Annotated in this window: 16 protein-coding genes and 3 tRNA genes; 8 read left to right on the top strand and 11 right to left on the bottom strand. The window is 73.3% G+C overall.

All coding sequences use genetic code 11. The annotated features are described in order from the left end of the window. Nucleotides 1-187: 187 nt before the first annotated feature. Entirely contained in the window at nt 188-1,261 is a 1,074-nt protein-coding gene (locus HNR21_RS19475; RefSeq protein WP_182706320.1) for a helix-turn-helix transcriptional regulator, read from the bottom strand. 63 nt (nt 1,262-1,324) lie between these two features. Between HNR21_RS19475 and HNR21_RS19480 the strand changes: the two genes are divergently transcribed. Together HNR21_RS19480 and HNR21_RS19485 are read left to right on the top strand one after the other, a co-directional pair. Further along, nucleotides 1,325-2,470, top strand: coding sequence for an epoxide hydrolase family protein (locus tag HNR21_RS19480; protein WP_182706321.1), 1,146 nt, complete (start codon nt 1,325-1,327; stop codon nt 2,468-2,470). Nucleotides 2,471-2,476: 6 nt separating this feature from the next. Further along, nucleotides 2,477-3,568, top strand: coding sequence for a winged helix DNA-binding domain-containing protein (locus tag HNR21_RS19485; protein ID WP_182706322.1), 1,092 nt, complete (start codon nt 2,477-2,479; stop codon nt 3,566-3,568). On the opposite strand, the gene HNR21_RS19490 is transcribed toward HNR21_RS19485, so the two are convergent. The 4 genes from HNR21_RS19490 to HNR21_RS19505 form a co-directional block, all read right to left on the bottom strand. Continuing rightward, on the bottom strand, nt 3,556-4,551 hold the full coding sequence (locus tag HNR21_RS19490; protein ID WP_182706323.1) for an arabinan endo-1,5-alpha-L-arabinosidase: 996 nt from the start codon (nt 4,549-4,551) through the stop codon (nt 3,556-3,558). The two genes, HNR21_RS19485 and HNR21_RS19490, sit on opposite strands and share 13 nt — an antisense overlap. 634 nt (nt 4,552-5,185) lie before the next feature. Continuing rightward, nucleotides 5,186-5,257 (bottom strand) — tRNA-Val (locus HNR21_RS19495). Nucleotide 5,258: 1 nt separating this feature from the next. Further along, a tRNA-Cys gene (locus HNR21_RS19500) sits at nt 5,259-5,333 on the bottom strand. A 25-nt stretch (nt 5,334-5,358) separates the two neighbouring features. Continuing rightward, a tRNA-Gly gene (locus tag HNR21_RS19505) sits at nt 5,359-5,431 on the bottom strand. Nucleotides 5,432-5,583: 152 nt separating this feature from the next. Between HNR21_RS19505 and HNR21_RS19510 the strand changes: the two genes are divergently transcribed. Together HNR21_RS19510 and HNR21_RS19515 are read left to right on the top strand one after the other, a co-directional pair. Beyond that, entirely contained in the window at nt 5,584-6,597 is a 1,014-nt protein-coding gene (locus HNR21_RS19510) for a chorismate-binding protein (RefSeq protein WP_182706324.1), read from the top strand. Then, on the top strand, nt 6,560-7,384 hold the full coding sequence (locus tag HNR21_RS19515) for an aminotransferase class IV (protein ID WP_376766595.1): 825 nt from the start codon (nt 6,560-6,562) through the stop codon (nt 7,382-7,384). The genes HNR21_RS19510 and HNR21_RS19515 overlap by 38 nt, the downstream gene beginning before the upstream one ends. Before the next feature lie 4 nt (nt 7,385-7,388). On the opposite strand, the gene HNR21_RS19520 is transcribed toward HNR21_RS19515, so the two are convergent. Beyond that, nucleotides 7,389-7,667: a DMT family transporter gene (locus HNR21_RS19520; protein WP_312881108.1), complete on the bottom strand. Its 279-nt coding sequence runs from the start codon at nt 7,665-7,667 to the stop codon at nt 7,389-7,391. Here HNR21_RS19520 and HNR21_RS19525 point away from each other — a divergent pair. Together HNR21_RS19525 and sthA are read left to right on the top strand one after the other, a co-directional pair. After that, complete coding sequence (locus HNR21_RS19525; RefSeq protein WP_182706325.1) at nt 7,648-8,232, top strand: TetR/AcrR family transcriptional regulator; 585 nt, start codon at nt 7,648-7,650, stop codon at nt 8,230-8,232. The genes HNR21_RS19520 and HNR21_RS19525 overlap by 20 nt on opposite strands. 69 nt (nt 8,233-8,301) lie before the next feature. Continuing rightward, nucleotides 8,302-9,705 (top strand): Si-specific NAD(P)(+) transhydrogenase, encoded by a 1,404-nt coding sequence (sthA, locus tag HNR21_RS19530; RefSeq protein ID WP_182706326.1) that lies wholly within the window; start codon nt 8,302-8,304, stop codon nt 9,703-9,705. 7 nt (nt 9,706-9,712) lie between these two features. On the opposite strand, the gene HNR21_RS19535 is transcribed toward sthA, so the two are convergent. After that, nucleotides 9,713-10,132 carry an SsgA family sporulation/cell division regulator gene (locus tag HNR21_RS19535; protein WP_119730858.1) on the bottom strand — a complete coding sequence of 140 codons (420 nt, stop codon included), beginning with the start codon at nt 10,130-10,132 and terminating at the stop codon, nt 9,713-9,715. Nucleotides 10,133-10,602: 470 nt separating this feature from the next. Here HNR21_RS19535 and HNR21_RS19540 point away from each other — a divergent pair, with 470 nt between their 5' ends. Then, nucleotides 10,603-11,118, top strand: a complete 516-nt coding sequence (locus HNR21_RS19540; protein ID WP_233358754.1) for a PGPGW domain-containing protein — start codon at nt 10,603-10,605, stop codon at nt 11,116-11,118. Between the two features lie 61 nt (nt 11,119-11,179). On the opposite strand, the gene HNR21_RS19545 is transcribed toward HNR21_RS19540, so the two are convergent. Then, nucleotides 11,180-12,481, bottom strand: coding sequence for an alpha/beta fold hydrolase (locus HNR21_RS19545; RefSeq protein ID WP_182706327.1), 1,302 nt, complete (start codon nt 12,479-12,481; stop codon nt 11,180-11,182). A 405-nt stretch (nt 12,482-12,886) separates the two neighbouring features. On the opposite strand from HNR21_RS19545, the gene HNR21_RS19550 reads away from it, so the two are divergent. Then, the gene (locus HNR21_RS19550; protein WP_119730857.1) at nt 12,887-13,240 is read left to right on the top strand and encodes an STAS domain-containing protein; all 354 of its coding nucleotides are present in this window, start codon (nt 12,887-12,889) and stop codon (nt 13,238-13,240) included. A gap of 69 nt (nt 13,241-13,309) precedes the next feature. On the opposite strand, the gene fahA is transcribed toward HNR21_RS19550, so the two are convergent. The 3 genes from fahA to HNR21_RS19565 are packed head-to-tail and all read right to left on the bottom strand — an operon-like array spanning nt 13,310 to nt 16,535. Then, on the bottom strand, nt 13,310-14,497 hold the full coding sequence (gene fahA, locus HNR21_RS19555) for a fumarylacetoacetase (protein WP_182706328.1): 1,188 nt from the start codon (nt 14,495-14,497) through the stop codon (nt 13,310-13,312). Next, a complete protein-coding gene (locus HNR21_RS19560; RefSeq protein ID WP_233358753.1) occupies nt 14,494-15,342 on the bottom strand; it encodes a hypothetical protein in 849 nt (282 codons plus the stop codon). The genes fahA and HNR21_RS19560 overlap by 4 nt, the downstream gene beginning before the upstream one ends. After that, nucleotides 15,339-16,535 (bottom strand): homogentisate 1,2-dioxygenase, encoded by a 1,197-nt coding sequence (locus HNR21_RS19565; protein WP_119730855.1) that lies wholly within the window; start codon nt 16,533-16,535, stop codon nt 15,339-15,341. Before HNR21_RS19565 ends, HNR21_RS19560 begins: the two co-directional genes overlap by 4 nt. Between the last annotated feature and the right edge of the window lie 12 nt (nt 16,536-16,547).

A 16,547-nucleotide genomic window follows, 5' to 3' on the forward strand; every position in this document is an offset into this window, starting at 1 on the left:
CGGTGGCCCCGGACGGAACGCCCGGCACCGCCGTGCTCGTCGTCTCGGCCGTGCTGGCGGGCCTGGCCAACGGCTTCAACCAGGCGTCGCTGTTCCAGCTCCTGGTGCTCCGCGCCCCGGACCGGCTGTTCGGCGCCTACTTCGGGGTCCTCTACTTCACGGCCGGCCTGGTCACCCTCGCCGGCGGCTACGCCGTGGGACGGCTGTTCGACGCCGGACCCTGGGGCGGCCCGGTGGCCCTGGTGGCCTTGTTCGCCGTCGCGCTCCTGTCGGCGGCGGCCGCCTGGCGGACCGCGCCCCGCCGCCCGGCCCCGGCCCCGGCGGCGCGGCGGAAGCGGTCGGCCATGACCAGCAGCTGATCGGCCAGTTCGGGCGGGTCCACCACGTCGAAGTCCACCTCGAACGCCCCCAGCAGGAACGCCAGCGCGTGCAGGCTGTCGGCCCCGAACCGCACCAGGCAGGACCGTTCGTCCACCGGCTCGATCCGCCCGTAGGTGACCACGCTCCGCGCCGCCTCCGAGTCGGCCGGGGCGTGCAGCCGTACCGTCGCCCGGTACGGCCAGGACTCCGCCACGCCGCGCGCCACGAACGCGGCGGCGTCCCCGCCCGGCACCTCGCGCGACGTGAACCCCGGCCCCGCCGGGGTCCGCGTCCTGATCCGGTCGACCCGGAACGTCCGCCAGTCCTCCCGGTCCAGGTCCCAGGCCAGCAGGTACCACCGCCCGCCCCAGGTCACCAGGTGGTGCGGCTCGGCGACGCGGAGGCGTTCGCGCCCGTGACGGTCGCGGTAGTCGAACCGCAGCCGCAGCCGATCGCGGCACGCCGCCGCCACCGCGGTCAGCTCCCCGGCGTCCACCGACGGCCGTCCCGGCACCTGCACGTTCGCCACCTGGAGCGACTCGATCCGCAGCCACAGCCGGTGCGGCAGCACCTGCCGCAGCTTCACCAGCGCCCGCAGCGCCGTCTCCCCGACGCCGCCGACCCCGCTGCCCGCCGCGGTCCGCAGCCCCACCGCCACCGCGACCGCCTCCTCGTCGTCCAGCAGCAGCGGCGGCAGCGCCGTCCCGGAGCCCAGCCGGTAGCCGCCCGCCGGGCCCATCCCCACCTCGATCGGATAGTCCAGGGCGCGCAGCCGGTCGATGTCCCGGCGGACGGTGCGGGTGCTGACGCCCAGCCGCTCGGCCAGCTCCGCGCCCGGCCACTCGCGGCGGGCCTGCAGCAGCCCGAGCAGTTTCAGCAGGCGCGCCGAGGTCTCCTTCATGTCCGGGAGTCTGGCGGAAGTGGAGGACAGGATCCGTCCGCCACTCTTCCTACGGTCGGGGACATGAACGACGCGATCACTCCGTTCCGCATCGACGTTCCGCAGGCCGACCTGGACGACCTGGCCCGCCGCCTGGACGCGACCCGCTGGCCCGACCAGCCGGAGGGCGCCGGCTGGGACTACGGCGTCCCGGTCGGCTACCTGCGGGAACTGGCCGACTACTGGCGCCGTGACTACGACTGGCGGGCGCACGAGCGCCGCCTCAACGGGTTGCCGCAGTACACCACCGAGCTCGACGGCCACGCCGTCCACTTCGTGCACGTCCGCTCGCCCGAACCCGGCGCGCTGCCGCTGCTGCTGACCCACGGCTGGCCCGGCTCCCTGGTCGAGTTCCTCGAGCTGGTCGGCCCGCTGACCGACCCGCGCGCCCACGGCGGCGACCCCGCCGACGCGTTCCACCTGGTGATCCCGACGCCACCGGGCTTCACCCTGTCCGGCCCCACCCGCGAGACCGGCTGGACCGTCGAACGCGTCGCCCGGGCGTGGGCCGAGCTGATGCGCCGCCTCGGATACACCCGTTACGCGGCGCACGGCGGCGACTTCGGGGCCCTGGTCACCCGCCGGCTCGGCATCATCGACCCCGAGCACCTGGCGGCCGTTCACCTGACCCAGCTCTTCGACGCCACCGCCACCCCGGAGAACGCCGACTTCGGCGACGAGACCGAGCGGCGCAGCGTCGAGAAGCACTACCGTTACGAGTACGAGCTCGGCGGGTACGCGGCCATCCAGGGCACCAGGCCCCAGCTCATGGCCTACGCCCTCACCGACTCGCCCATCGCCCAGCTCGCCTGGATCGTCGACGGCTTCAAGGCGTGGACCGACTCCAAGGACGTCCCCGAGGACGCCGTCGACCGCGACGCGATGCTGACCAACGTGACGCTCTACTGGCTCACCGGCACGGCGGGCTCCTCGGCCCGCTACTACAAGGAGGGCGTGGAGACCTGGGGCGAGCCCGAGCCGCCCTCCACCGTCCCCACCGCGGTCGCGATCTTCCCGCACGACATCGCGCTGCCCGTCCGCCGCCTCGCCGAGCGCAACAACGTCATCGTCCGCTGGACCGAGTTCGACCGCGGCGGCCACTTCGGCGCCCTGGAGGAGCCCGACCTGCTCATCGACGACCTGCGCGCCGCGTTCCGCGCCTACCGCTGACCGCAGATGGCCGTCCTCACCACCCGCGCGCTCAACCGCGCCACCCTGGAACGGCAGTGGCTGCTGCGCCGGGTCGACCAGCCGCCCCGCACGGTCGTCGAGCACCTGACCGGCCTCCAGGCCCAGGACCCGCCCCTGCCCTACCTGGGCCTGTGGGCCCGCATCAGGGCGTTCGACAAGGACGCCCTGACCCGGCTGCTCCACGACCGGACGGTCGTACGCGCGACGCTGCACCGAGGCACCCAGCACCTGGTGTCGGCCCAGGACTACCTGTGGCTGCGCCCGACCCTGGCGCCCATGCTGGAGCGCAGGTGGAGGACGGCCTTCCGCAAGGCCACGGAGGGAGTGGACCCGGCCCGCCTCACGGCGATGGTCCACGCCCTGCTCGCACAGGCCGGATCTCTCACCCGCCCGCAACTGGCGGCCGCCCTCGCCGAACGCTGGCCCGACCATGACGGCATGCAACTGGCCTGGGCGGCCCAGGGGCTCCTGCCCGTCGTCCACCCGCCGCCCAGCGGCACCTGGGGCCACCAGGGCCCGACCCCCTTCGCCCTCGCCGAGACCTGGCTGGGCCGCCGTCCGGACGGGCAGGGCTCCCCGGAAACCCTGATCCGCCGCCACCTGGCCGCCTTCGGCCCCGCGACCGTCCGCGACATCCAGGCATGGTCCGGCCTGACCCGCCTGAACGAGGTGGTCGACCGCATCCGCCCCACCCTCCGCGTCCACCGCGGCGAGACGGGCGCCGAACTCCTCGACCTCCCCGGCACCCCGCTCCCGGACCCCGACACCCCGGCCCCGCCCAGGTTCCTCCCGGCCCTGGACAACGTCGTGATCGGCTACGCCGACCGCTCCCGCCTCATGACCGACGAGGAACGCCGGCGCGTCGTCGTCGAGGCCCCGCTGACCGCCGACGGCTTCCTATGCGGCTTCTGGCGGATCGAACGGCAAGGCCCCAAGGCCACCCTGCACATCGACCTGACCCGCCCGCTGGCCGCTCGGCGGCGCGGCGAGGTGGCGGCCGAGGGCGAACGCCTGCTGCGCTTCACGGACCCCGACGCCGCCGCCCACGACATCGCCTTCAGGGGTCACCACACGTAGGGCCAGCCCGCCGAGTCGTACGACAGGTAGTTGATCCCCAGCTTGTGCCGCCCGCCGTCCAGCCGGTCGTAGTAGTGGTACACCAGCAGGTCCTGATCGCCGTCCCGCATGATGCTCTGCCCGCCCGGCCCGATCACCCGGCTCCCGTGCGTCCCCAGGATCTCCGTGCCGCCCCCGCCGGCCAGCGAACGCCCGGACCGGTCGAGGTACGGCCCCGTGATGCTCCGCGACCGCCCCACCATGATCCGGTAGGTCGAGGAGGTCCCCCGGCAGCACAGGTCCCACGAGGTGAACAGGTAGTACCACCCGTTCCGGTACACGATGTGCGGCGCCTCGATCCCCAGGTCCGTCCGAGTCCGCCGGGCGATCGAGTGGATCGTCCGGTCCGTGTGCCGGTTCCCCGTGGCCGGATCGATCCGGATCAGCTTGATCCCCGTCCACCACGACCCGAACGCCAGCCACCACCGCCCGTCGGCGTCCACCGTGAGCTGCGGATCGATCGCGTTGTAGTCGTTGGACGACGAGGACGTGATCACCCGCCCCCGGTCCCGCCAGCTCCCCGGCAGCCCCGTGTCGCTGACCGCCAGCCCGATCGCCGAGTAGTTCGACCCGAACGACGAGGCCGAGTAGTACATGTAGTACCGCCCGCCCTGCTGCGACACGTCCGGCGCCCACAGCTCCCGCGGATCCCCGCTGTACGCGGTGGCCCACGACACCCCCGACGGGAACGCCGCCCCCGCCCGGGCGAAGTCGATCCGGTTGCCCGACACCCGGGCCTCCAGCCCCCCGTGCGTCGAGTACGTGTAGTACCGCCCGTCCGAGGCCCGGATCATCGTCGGATCATGAACCCCGACGTCCCCCCGCACCAGCCCCGGCTCCGGATAGGCCGCCGAGGCCGGCCCCGCCAGCGAAACCACACAGACCACGGCCGCACCGGCGGCCACGACCACCCGGCGAACCCGCCGCACAGACGCACTGATCATCGGACCCTCCGACGGAGGCGGAACCTACCGCCCGCGATCCCAGCACGCCCGCACCCCCACGACCACCCCTCACCGCCAACTCTGGGACCCGAGCCACCCGAACCCTTGAAAACCGTGAAACCCCTCACATTCCCCGCCCCCACCCTCCCTCCGCCCCACCCCCGGCCAACGGACGAGCCCTTACGGAGCAGGAGACGACCGGTCCCGCAGACCCGCGAACGACCAGCCGAGGACGAAGATCGACCCACCGGACCCCGGCGAATGATCTACTTCACAAAGCCGGAGAGCACCCGCCCGGCGAGAGGAAGAACCAGCCCCCAAGATCAGAGAACACCGGCACCCAGCATTCCCGAACGATCAAGCTCGCAGACCCCACGAAACGATCAGCCTGCAGAGCCCACGGAACGCCCAAGCCTGCAGGACCCACGAAACGATCAGCCTGCAGCCCCACAAAACGATCAAAGCCTGCAGGCCCACAAAACGATCAAAGCCTGCAGGCCCCGAAGCCCGGGGGTGTGGGGGCGGAGCCCCCACACGGGGGGTCCGGGGGGTCGCCCCCCGGGCCAACACAAACGCGGGCCGGCGAGGGAAGGTGCCCCGGAGGGGCACCGACCACACCGACCCGCGGAACGCGTGGGCGATACTGGGATTGAACCAGTGACCTCTTCCGTGTCAGGGAAGCGCTCTCCCACTGAGCTAACCGCCCGAGGTGGAGACGGGATTTGAACCCGTGGTTGTACGGCTTTGCAGGCCGTTGCCTTGGGCCGCTCGGCCACTCCACCGAGTGAGGCCTCGCGGCCTCCCCAGAGCGGACGACGGGATTCGAACCCGCGACCCTCACCTTGGCAAGGTGATGCTCTACCAACTGAGCCACGTCCGCGTGTCGCTTCCGGGAAGATCTCCTTGCGGGAGGTCCTCCGTTCGGTGACGCAGGAAAGATTAGCGAATCCGGGCCGCTTCCCCAAACCGGTTTTCCGCCGGGCGGCCGGGCGGGGTCCGCGGCGGTGCGCGGCAGGCGGGACACTTGCACCCATGACGGACGCGTTCGCCCATGTCGGGGGGATGCTGGCCACCGGGCTCGCCGAGGTGACCGCCGACCTGGCGGCGCTGGAGTCGAGCGGCTGGTGGGCGGTGGTGGTGACCTATGAGGGCGAGGTCACCTGCGCTCGTTTCACCGACGTACGGCCGGCGCCGCATCCGCGCGGACCGTGGCGGGGGCCGGGGGAGTGGACCTCGTCGCTGGACGAGGCGGCCTACGTGGCGGGGGTCCGGGAGATCCAGGAGGCGATCGCCGACGGGATCGTCTACCAGGCCAACCTGTGCCGGGTGCTGTCGGCGCCGCTGCCGCCGGGCGCGGACCTGACCGGCCTGGGGGCGCGGCTGGCCCGCGGCAATCCCGCCCCGTACGCGATGACGCTGCGGCTGCCCGGCCTGCAGATCGCCTCGGCCTCGCCGGAGCTGTACCTGTCGTGGGACGGGGACGTCGTCGAGTCGCGGCCGATCAAGGGCACCGGCCGCACCGAGGCGGACCTGCTGCCCAAGGACCGCGCCGAGAACGTGATGATCGTGGATCTGGTCCGCAACGATCTGGGCCGGGTCGCCGAGGTCGGCTCGGTCACGGTGCCGGCGCTGTGCGCGGTGGAGCCGCATCCGGGGCTGGTCCACCTGGTGTCGACGGTGCGGGCGCGGCTGCGGCCCGGCGCGGGCTGGCCGGAGCTGATCGCGGCGACGTTCCCGCCGGGCTCGGTCACCGGCGCGCCGAAGTCGAGCGCGCTGGAGTTGCTGGCCAGAATCGAGCCCGTGCCGCGGGGTCCGTACTGTGGGGCCGTGGGCTGGGTGGACGCCGACGCCCGGCGCGGCGCCCTGGCGGTGGGGATCCGCACGTTCTGGGCGCGGGAGGGCCTGCTGAGGTTCGGAACGGGGGCGGGCATAACGTGGGGGTCGGAGCCGGCCCGGGAATGGCGTGAGACCGAGCTGAAGGCGGCTCGGCTGTTGGAGGTGGCTGCAGGTGAAGATCTGGGTGAACGGGGTGCTGCGCGACCCTGAGGACGCCCGCGTGTCGGTCCTCGACCACGGGATGCTGGTGGGCGACGGGGTGTTCGAGACCGTCAAGGCGGTACGGGGGGAGCCGTTCGCGCTGACCCGCCACCTGGAGCGGCTGGCCCGGTCGGCGGCGGGACTGGGGCTGCCCGAGCCGGACGGCGACGCGCTGCGGGAGGGCGTGCGGGAGACGCTGGCGGCGTCGCCGGACTGGCCGCTGGCCCGGATCCGCATCACCTACACCAGCGGCCCCGGCCCGCTGGGCTCCGACCGCGGCCACGGCGGCCCCACCACGACGATCATCGTGGCGGAGCAGAAGCCGTTCCCGCCGACCTCCGACGTGTGCGTGGTGCCGTGGCGGCGCAACGAGCACGGCGCGCTGGCGGGCCTGAAGACCACCTCCTACGCCGAGAACGTGCTGGCCCTGGCGTACGCCAGGAAGCGCGGCGGCGGCGAGGCGATCTTCGGCAACCTGGCCGGGAACCTGTGCGAGGGCACCGGCTCCAACGTGTTCGTGGTCAGGGAGGGGCGGCTGACCACCCCGCCGCTGTCGGCGGGCTGCCTGGCCGGGGTGACCAGGGCGCTGGTGCTGGAGTGGTGCGGCGGCGAGGAGGAGGACCTGCCGCTGGACGACTTCACCGGCGTGCAGGAGGCGTTCCTGACCTCCACGACCCGGGACGTCCAGCCGATCAGGGCGATCGACGGGGTGGAACTGCCGGCCGCCCCGGGCCCGGTGACCGCCAAGGCGATGGAGGTCTTCGCCGCCCGGTCCGTCGAGATCACCGACCCCTGACCGGTCAGGCGTCCTCGACGAACCGCAGGCCGATCACGCCGGTCAGGATCAGCGCCAGGAACAGCAGCCGGGACGGCGAGGCGCTCTCCCCGAACCGGAGCATGCCGACGACCGCGACGCCCACCGCGCCCAGGCCGGTCCACACGGCGTAGGCGGTGCCGACCGGCAGGTGCCGCAGCGCGACGGCCAGCAGCACCACGCTGGCCACCGCGGTGACGACGCCCACCACCGACGGCCACAGCCGGGAGAAGCTGTCGGACTGCTTGAACGCGACCGCCCACACGCACGAGCGCGCCGACGCCGCCCGCAACCGCCGCCGGATCCTGGCCGCCGCCGCCCGGCTGCTGGCCGAACGCGGCGCGGCGGCGCTGTCGATGGACGAGGTCGCCCAGGCCGCCGGGGTCGGCGTCGGCACCGTCTACCGCCGGTTCACCGACCGCGCCGGGCTGCTGTACGCCCTGATCGACCAGCGGGAACGCGACTTCCAGGCGGCCTTCCTGCACGGCCCGCCGCCGCTCGGCCCCGGCGCCGGCCCGGCCGAGCGCCTGCGCGCGTTCCTGCACGCCCTGGCCGAACGCACCGACCAGCAGGCCGACCTGCTGCTGATGGCCGAGGCGGACTCGCCCGCCGCCCGCTTCGAGGCCTCCTACGACCTCTACCACCGCCATCTGGCGATGCTGATCGGGCGGCTGCGGCCGGAGGCGGACGCGGCCTACCTGGCCGACGCGTTGCTGGCGCCGTTCGCCGCGAACCTGTTCGTCCACCAGCGGCGGGCCCGGGGGATGACGCTCCAGCGGATCCGGGCCGGCCTGGACGAGCTGACCGCGGGTCTGACCCGTTCCGGGTGAACCTTTCCGATAGGGCACGATCGCGTGGAATCCCTCGGGCGATCGCCGGATGATCGGCAGACTGGGGGCGTGTACGACTTCGACATCCTCGTGCTCGGATCCGGCCCCGGCGGGCAGCGCGCGGCGATCGCCGCGGCCAAGCTCGGCCGCCGCGTCGCGGTCGTCGACCGGTGGAACATGATCGGCGGCGTCTGCATCAACACCGGGACCATCCCGTCCAAGACGCTGCGGGAGGCCGTCCTCTACCTGACCGGGCTGAGCCAGCGCGAGCTGTACGGGCAGAGCTACCGGGTCAAGGACGAGATCACCGTCGCCGACCTGACCATGCGCACCCGGCACGTGGTGGGCCGCGAGGTGGACGTGGTGCGCAGCCAGCTCGCCCGCAACCGGGTCACCGTGCTGACCGGCACCGGCCGGTTCCTGGACCCGCACACCGTGGGGGTGGTGGACGAGGCCGGGCACGAGCGCAAGGTCACCGCCGACCGGATCGTCATCGCCACCGGCACCCGCCCGGCGCGGCCGGCCAGCGTGGAGTTCGACGACCAGACCGTGATCGACTCCGACGGCGTCCTGCGGCTGGAACGGGTGCCGAACACGATGGTGGTGGTCGGCGCCGGGGTGATCGGGATCGAGTACGCCTCCATGTTCGCCGCGCTGGGCACCAAGGTCACCGTGGTGGAGCGGCGCGAGCGGATGCTGGAGTTCTGCGACCTGGAGATCGTCGAGGCGCTCAAGTACCACCTGCGGGACCTGGCGGTCACCTTCCGGTTCGGGGAGACGGTGCAGGCGGTGGAGCGGCGCCCGCGCGGCGCGCTGACCGTGCTGGAGAGCGGCAAGAAGATCCCCGCCGACACGGTGATGTACTCGGCCGGGCGGCACGGCATGACCGACGGGCTGTGCCTGGAGGCCGCCGGGCTGACCGCCGACGCCCGCGGCCGGATCGCGGTGGACGAGCGGTTCCGCACCGAGGTGCCGCACATCTACGCGGTCGGCGACGTGATCGGGTTCCCGTCGCTGGCGGCGACCTCGATGGAGCAGGGGCGGCTGGCGGCGCACGACGCGTGCGGGGAGCCGGTCAGCCGGATCCACGACCTGCAGCCGATCGGGATCTACACCGTTCCGGAGATCAGCTTCGTGGGGCGGACCGAGGACGAGCTGACCGCCGCCAGGGTGCCGTTCGAGGTGGGGGTGGCGCGGTACCGGGAGCTGGCCCGCGGCCAGATCATCGGGGACTCCCACGGGGTGCTCAAGCTGCTGGTGTCCCCGGAGGACCGGTCGCTGCTGGGGGTGCACGTCTTCGGCACCGGGGCGACCGAGCTGGTGCACATCGGGCAGACCGTGATGGGCTGCGGGGGCACGGTGGACTACCTGGTGGACGCCGTGTTCAACTACCCGACGCTGGCGGAGTCGTACAAGGTCGCGGCGCTGGACGCGACGAACAAGATGCGGCAGATCGCGTTGCTGGAGCAGTAGCCGGACCTCACGAGGGCCACAGCAGGTTCTCCAGCTCGGACTCCATGTCGATGAACTCCGGCTCCCGGCCCGCGGGGACCATCCGGTACGTGCGGTGCAGGAAGTCGGCCATCGGCGGCAGCGGCACCTCGAACAGCGCGTCCCCGAACGGCGAGGACAGCGCGATGTGCACGATCCGGTCGTCGTCCGGCTCGCCCGGCCAGACCTGCACGTCGCCGTCGCCGACCCGGCGGACGATGCCGACGGTGAGCAGCTCCCGGGCGAAGATCCACTCCACCGGATCGTCGTTGCCGACGTAGAACAGCATCCGGACGGCGTACGGATCGCCGGCCGCGTACTCCATCTCGGCCAGCAGGGGAACGGTCGTGCGGTCGGGGACGACGAGCCGGAGGGCGAGCTCGGCCGAGATGATCGTGCTGCGGTTCATGGCCCATTCCTTAGAACGTCGGTCCCGCGCTCACACGGGGCCCCCTACCGGAGCTGAACGGCTCCCTTGCCACCCATGTCCCCGGGTTCCATCGGGCGTAACTGCGTGAACTTGCGGGAACATTCCACTGCTGCCATCCGTCATGATCCATCCTGTGCTCCTGGAACAGTGCCCTGACCTGGGCGAATCATTCCGGGGCCGAGGACGTGGGCGCGGTGCCCGCCCGGGGAACGCGCCGGGCGGGCCGCGGGTTGCCGGTCGCGGTGGCCCGATGCGGCCACCGCCGGACGAACACCGCGAACCGGACGCCGCGCTCGCACGTCGTATCGGGTGCGGCCGGCCCGAGCATGTGGACGGCCGGGCGTCCGCCGCCTGGCGGCGGGCACTGATGAGTACTCTGAAACGTCAGGTCGATATCGGGCGGAAACGGCCTTGGCCGTGGGCCGAGGGAGAGCACATGGGGTTCCAGCGTGGCGAGCAGTGACGACGGGCGCTCGGGTCGGGCCGAGCTGGTGCACGAGACGGCCGAGGCCGTCGGGGACATGGCGGAGGACGCGGGCGAGGCGGTCAAGGACGCCGCGGAGGCGATCACCGGCCGGTTCCAGCGGTTCCGCGCCTTCATCCGGCGCAACCGGCTGCTCAACACCACCTGGCGGATCGGGGTGTTCACGGTCGGGGTGACCGTGCTGGCCGGCGGGCTGGTGATGATGATCGCCCCCGGCCCCGGCATTCTCGGGATCATCGTCGGCCTGGCGATCCTGGCCACCGAGTTCGCCTGGGCGCAGCGGGCGCTGCACCGCGCCAAGGCCGCCGCGGAGAAGGCCAAGGAGAAGGCGCTCGACCCGCGCACCAAAAGGCGCAACACGATCCTGGCGGTGATCGGCGGCCTGCTGGGCGGCGCCGCGGTCATCGCCTACCTGGTGGTCTACCAGTTCACGCTGCCCTGGAACATCGTGGACTACACCCCCTGGGACACGACGCCCTGACCACGGGCGCACCCGAAGGCCCCGGCGCGCCGTGCCGGGGCCTTCGCCGTGCCGGGGCCGGTCAGCCCAGATGGTCGTCGAACTGCAGGCTCATCCGGTGCCCGCTGGACGGCAGGCCCGGCACCGTCAGCACGTCGACCTCGCCGTTCCCGCCGCGCGGCCGGGCCGTCACGGTCACCGGCCGCTCGGCCGGGACGTGCACGTCCATCCCGGTCAGGAAGGGCTGGCCGAAGAACGGCTGGAGCGGCGCGGTCAGGTCGGTGACCTGGTCGGCGCCCGCGTCGAACGCGAAGATCCCGATGGTGCGCTTGGCGCGCGGGGCGTTGGCGGCGTTCAGCACCTCCTGGCCGTTGATCCGCAGCGAGTCGCCCGCCGCGCCCTGGTCGCCCCACCACTCGCGCTGCCGGTTGATCACCAGGTTGGCGTGCCGGTCCCCGGTCTGCATCTGCGCCGCCAGGCCCTCGCCGGGACGGCTGGTCAGCAGCCGCACCAGCCGGTCGGAGCGGCGGAACGGCTGGAAGTACAGGTGGTGCACGGAGGTCTGGCTCCACACCAGGGCGAACTCGTAGTGGGCACGGGGCCGGGCCCCGATCGGACCCCACGAGCCGTCCGCCCCGATGGTCCGGACCGCCAGTGGCCGCCGGGTGCGGCGCTCACCGGTCCGCGGGTCCACCTCGTAGACCTCCAGCCGCGCGCCCTCGGCCCCGACGTTGCTGGGGAACAGCACCGCCCGGCCCGACAGCGCGATCGTCCCGTGCTCCTCGACGATCTCGGTGGTGCGCGGCGCCCGCCCGGTGAAGAACGCGAAGAACTCGGCGAACGTCTCCTTCGAGGTGACCACCTCGGTGTGCGCCTGGCCGGGGAAGTAGACGTTGCGGGCGCCGCCGATCCGGCGGGTGGACGGGCCCTCGCCCCAGACCGCCAGGGTCGGCACCCCGCCGGGCTGGTCGGCGGAGGGCGCCCCGTCGAGGTTGACGTAGTGCGCGACCTTGGCCGCGCGTTCCGGCGAGCTGCGCAGGTACTCCTGCATCAGGCCGGTTCCCAGCGAGTGGGCCAGCAGGTCCACCCTGTCCGCGCCCGACCTGGCCAGCAGCCGGTCGATCCGGGCGTCCAGGCCCGCGTACACCTGCTCACGGGTGCCCGCCTGGAACAGCGAGTCGTACTCGTGCGCCTCGATCAGGTCGCCCCGGTAGCCGTTGGACGTCAGCCGGCGCGCCTGGCTGTCGAACTGGCCGCCGGAGCCGCTGAACCCGTGCACGAAGATCACCGGTCTGTGCTGCGCGCGTCCGGCCGCCTGACCCGGCGGAGCGAGCGCCCCCGCCAGCACCAGCACCGCCAGCAGCGCCACGAGCCTGCGTACCATCTGCCCGACCTCCTCGTTGTCGGGCACAGCGTCCGGCGCGCGCGGCACCGGGTCAACAACGCCGGGCGCGTACTGTGCGCGCGCCCATCGCGGGCACCGCCGGGAGCCGGAAGATCACAACCGTCCCGGGCCGCGGCATGCGTTGTTTTGTCATCCGATGATCGTTCGTCCCGGGACGGGTGAGGTACAGTCGGTTCGTACCGTTCTGCCGGTTCACGGGGATTGGCCCCGTGCCGCCGCTCCGCGTCCGGAGCCGTTCGACAACACGTGCCGCTCCGCCGGGCGGCGACCCGCGCCGGGCGGGCGGACCCGCCCGTGGCGCTCGGATCCTCACCGGCCGCATCGCAAGATCGCACGGCAAGGACATCGACCGGCCGGATCCCGGCCACACATTGGAGGTCCGTGATGGACCTGCGCACGATCCTGAACGCAGAACACGGCCAGACCATCGCCAAGGTGGTCGGCACCGTGGACGCGATGACCGCGCACCGGCTGCGCATCGACCTCACCCGCGGCCTCACCCTGGCCGAGCACGGCCTGGTGGTGGACCTGTCCCGGGTCGGCTTCATGGACTCCGCCGGGCTGCGCGTCCTGATCGCCGTCCGCCGCAACGCCCGGCTGCACGGCAAGTCCCTCGCGCTGGTCGGCCCGCGCCCGCAGATCCGCAAGCTGCTGCAGGCCAGCGGCTTCTACGGCTACTTCGACATCCGGCCGATGGGGCCGCGCCCGGTCGGCGGAACCCGCCGCACCGGCCGCTAGCCGCCCCGCGAAGGCCCCCGCCCGCTCCGGGACGGGGGCTTCGCGGCGATCGGCCGCGTTCGGCCGCGTTCAGTCGCGTTCGCCGGCGAGGGCGGGCAGCACCCGGCCGCGGACCTCGCCGAAACCGATCCGCCCGCCGCCCGGGGCGGGCGCGGTGGCGGTGATCACCACCTCGTCGCCGTCCTCCAGGAAGCCGCGCGGCGTCCCGTTCACCTCCAGCGGCTCCCGGCCGTTCCAGGTCAGCTCGATGAACGCGCCGCGCTGGTCGCGCTCGGGACCGGAGATCGTGCCGGAGGCGTACAGGTCGCCGGTGCGCACGTGGGCGCCGTTGACCGTCATGTGCGCCAGCATCTGCGCCGGCGACCAGTACATCTCCCGGTACGGCGGGCGGCTGACCTCCTGGCCGTTCCACCGCACCGACAGCTCCACGTCCAGCCCCCACGGCTCGTTCTCCCGCAGGTAGGGCAGCGGCTCGGGGTCCTGCGGCGGGGTCTTGACCCGGGCGGCCTCCAGCGCCGCCAGCGGCACCACCCACGCCGACACCGAGGTCGCGAAGCTCTTGCCCAGGAACGGCCCCAGCGGCACGTACTCCCAGGACTGGATGTCGCGCGCCGACCAGTCGTTGACCAGCACCGCCCCGAACACGTGGGCGGCGAAGTCGTCGCAGCGGACCGGGGAGCCCGGCGCCGACCCGGCGCCGACCACGAAGCCCAGCTCGGCCTCGATGTCCAGCCGCCGCGACGGCCCGAAGACCGGGGCGTCGGCGTCCGGCGGCTTGAGCTGGCCGCACGGGCGGCGGACGTCGGTGCCGGACACCACCACCGTCCCGGCGCGGCCGTGGTAGCCGACCGGCAGGTGCCGCCAGTTGGGCATCAGCGGGGAGGATCCCGGCCGGAACAGCCGCCCCAGGTTGGCGGCGTGGTGCTCGGAGGCGTAGAAGTCCACGAAGTCGCCGACCTCGAACGGCAGGTGCATCCGCACCCCGCCGACCGGGTGCACCGCCCCGTCGGGGATCCGGCCCGACACCAGCTCGGTGACCCGCTCCCGCACCTCGGCCCACCGCCGCGGGCCCTGCGCCATGAACGGGTTCAGCGACGGCGCGGCGAACACCTCGTCGCCGAGCGCCTGCGCCAGGTCCACCACCCAGTCCGTCACCCGCACCCCGACCCGCGGCGCCGTCCCCGGGGTGGAGAACACCCCGTACGGCAGGTTGGCCAGGCCGAACGGCGAGTCGCCGGGAATGTCGATCGTCGTCACCGCAGGACTCCTTCCCCGGCGTAGGCGGCCGGCACCAGGCCCAGGTCGGCCAGCTCGGACACCGGCTCGGCGATGCTGCACGTCCCGAAGGACAGGAACCGGGACCGCGCCCGGCGGGCCCGCTCCGGTCCGGCGGCGGTGATCCGGTCGGCCAGCGCGGCCCCGTCGCGTTCGGCCAGGACGGCGGCCAGCGCCCGCTCGTCCGCGCCGTCCAGGGCGGCGTCCACGGCCGCCAGCAGGTTGAGGAACCCGTGCTGCTCGAACCCGGTGTCCGGGTCGGTGTTGCGCACCGCGTGGTGCAGCCCGGCGGTGGCCTTGAACGGCACCCCGGCCCGGACCGCCGCGAAGATCGTCTCGGCCAGCTCGGCCTCCCCGGGATGCATCTCCGCGGTGAGCCCCCCGGTGCGGAACTTGGCCCGGAACCGCGGCCCCTGGCAGGCGGCGATCAGCGCGTGCCGGCGGGCGTCCCGCGGGATCTCCACGAACACCGGCAGGTCGCCCGCCGCCTTGCAGGCCCGTTCCAGCTCGGTGAACAGCCGTCCCGGCGTCATCCCGGCCGGCACCGCCACCTCCACCGCCCGCACCCGCACCGGCAGCGCCGCCGCCCTGGCCAGCGCCGGCAGCAGATGACCGGGCCCCTCCGGCAGGGTGATCACCACGTCCAGCGCCGGCAGCCCGGCCGGCTCCGCCAGCGCGGCGGCGGGCAGCACCAGCGGCCCCACCAGCCCGGCGTAGGGGGCGGCGCGGTGCCGGACGTGCGCGCGGACCGCCTCCGGCAGCGGCAGCGAGCCGGGCGGGAAGACGGCCGCGTCGTCCAGCAGCCCCGCGAACCAGGACTCGTTCACCGCGGCCCCCGTCCCGCCCAGGTCCAGGCGTAGCCGGGGTCCTCGGCGGCCCGGCCGCCCTCGCCCAGCTCCAGCGGCCGGAACGTGTCGACCATGACCGCCAGTTCGTCGAAGAAGTCCTTGCCGATGCTGGCCTCGTAGGCCCCCGGCTGCGGGCCGTGCGCGAGCCCGCCCGGATGCAGCGACACCGAGCCCTGCCCGATCCCCGAGCCCTTGCGGGCCTCGTAGTCGCCGCCGCAGTAGAACATGACCTCGTCGGAGTCCACGTTCGAGTGGTAGTAGGGCACCGGGACCGACAGCGGGTGGTAGTCGACCTTGCGGGGCACGAAGTTGCACACCACGAAGCCCCCGCCGGCGAAGACCTGGTGGACCGGCGGCGGCTGGTGCACCCGGCCGGTGATCGGCTCGAAGTCCTCGACGTTGAAGGTGTACGGGTACAGGCACCCGTCCCAGCCGACCACGTCGAACGGGTGCCGGGCGTACACGTACCGGGTCCCGGTGACGCCGCCGGGGCCGCGGTGCTTGACCAGCACCTCCACGTCCTCCCCGTCGACCAGCAGCGGCTCGTCGGGGCCGTGCAGGTCGCGTTCGCAGTACGGGGCGTGCTCCAGGAACTGCCCCGCCTTGGACAGGTAGCGCGGCGGGGGCTGGATGTGCGAGGACGCCTCGATGCAGTACGCCCGCACCGGGCCGTCGCCCGCGGGGACCCAGCGGTGGGTGGTGCCGCGCGGCAGCAGCACGTAGTCGCCCTGCCGGAAGCGCAGGACGCCGAACACGGTCTCGACGGCGCCGGTGCCGGACTCGATGTAGACGCACTCGTCGCCGATCGCGTTGCGGTACAGCGGAGAGGCCAGCCCGGCGGCGACGTAGAAGATCCGGACGTCGCCGTTGCCCAGCAGCATCCGCCGGCCGGTCACCGGGTCGTGCCCCCGCCACTCCTCGCCGGGGAACAGGTCGTGGGTCCGCAGGTGCCGGGGTTTGAGCGGATGGTTGGGCTCGGTCTTGCAGTCGGGGATCGCCCAGGGCGCGGCGTCCACGATGGCCGACGGGATGTGCCGGTGGTACAGCAGGGCGGAGTCGCTGGAGAAGCCCTCCTCGCCCATCAGTTCCTCGTAGTACAGGCCGCCGCCGGGCGCGTGATGCCGGGTGTGCCGTTTGGGTGGAACGGCACCGACCCGCCGGTAGTAGGGCATGGTCTCGCCTCC

It is taken from the genome of Thermomonospora cellulosilytica (assembly GCF_014138835.1).
GTDB lineage: Bacteria > Actinomycetota > Actinomycetes > Streptosporangiales > Streptosporangiaceae > Thermomonospora > Thermomonospora amylolytica.

Excerpts from the sequence above, each read along its gene's own strand:
- HNR21_RS19475 (WP_182706320.1), bottom strand. The coding sequence starts at position 1,261 with ATGAAGGAGACCTCGGCGCGCCTGCTGAAACTGCTCGGGCTGCTGCAG.
- HNR21_RS19490 (WP_182706323.1), bottom strand. The coding sequence starts at position 4,551 with ATGATCAGTGCGTCTGTGCGGCGGGTTCGCCGGGTGGTCGTGGCCGCC.
- HNR21_RS19535 (WP_119730858.1), bottom strand. The coding sequence starts at position 10,132 with ATGAACCGCAGCACGATCATCTCGGCCGAGCTCGCCCTCCGGCTCGTC.
- HNR21_RS19565 (WP_119730855.1), bottom strand. The coding sequence starts at position 16,535 with ATGCCCTACTACCGGCGGGTCGGTGCCGTTCCACCCAAACGGCACACC.
- HNR21_RS19485 (WP_182706322.1), top strand. The coding sequence starts at position 2,477 with ATGGCCGTCCTCACCACCCGCGCGCTCAACCGCGCCACCCTGGAACGG.
- HNR21_RS19550 (WP_119730857.1), top strand. The coding sequence starts at position 12,887 with ATGGACCTGCGCACGATCCTGAACGCAGAACACGGCCAGACCATCGCC.
- HNR21_RS19480 (WP_182706321.1), top strand. The coding sequence starts at position 1,325 with ATGAACGACGCGATCACTCCGTTCCGCATCGACGTTCCGCAGGCCGAC.
- HNR21_RS19510 (WP_182706324.1), top strand. The coding sequence starts at position 5,584 with ATGACGGACGCGTTCGCCCATGTCGGGGGGATGCTGGCCACCGGGCTC.
- HNR21_RS19545 (WP_182706327.1), bottom strand. The coding sequence starts at position 12,481 with ATGGTACGCAGGCTCGTGGCGCTGCTGGCGGTGCTGGTGCTGGCGGGG.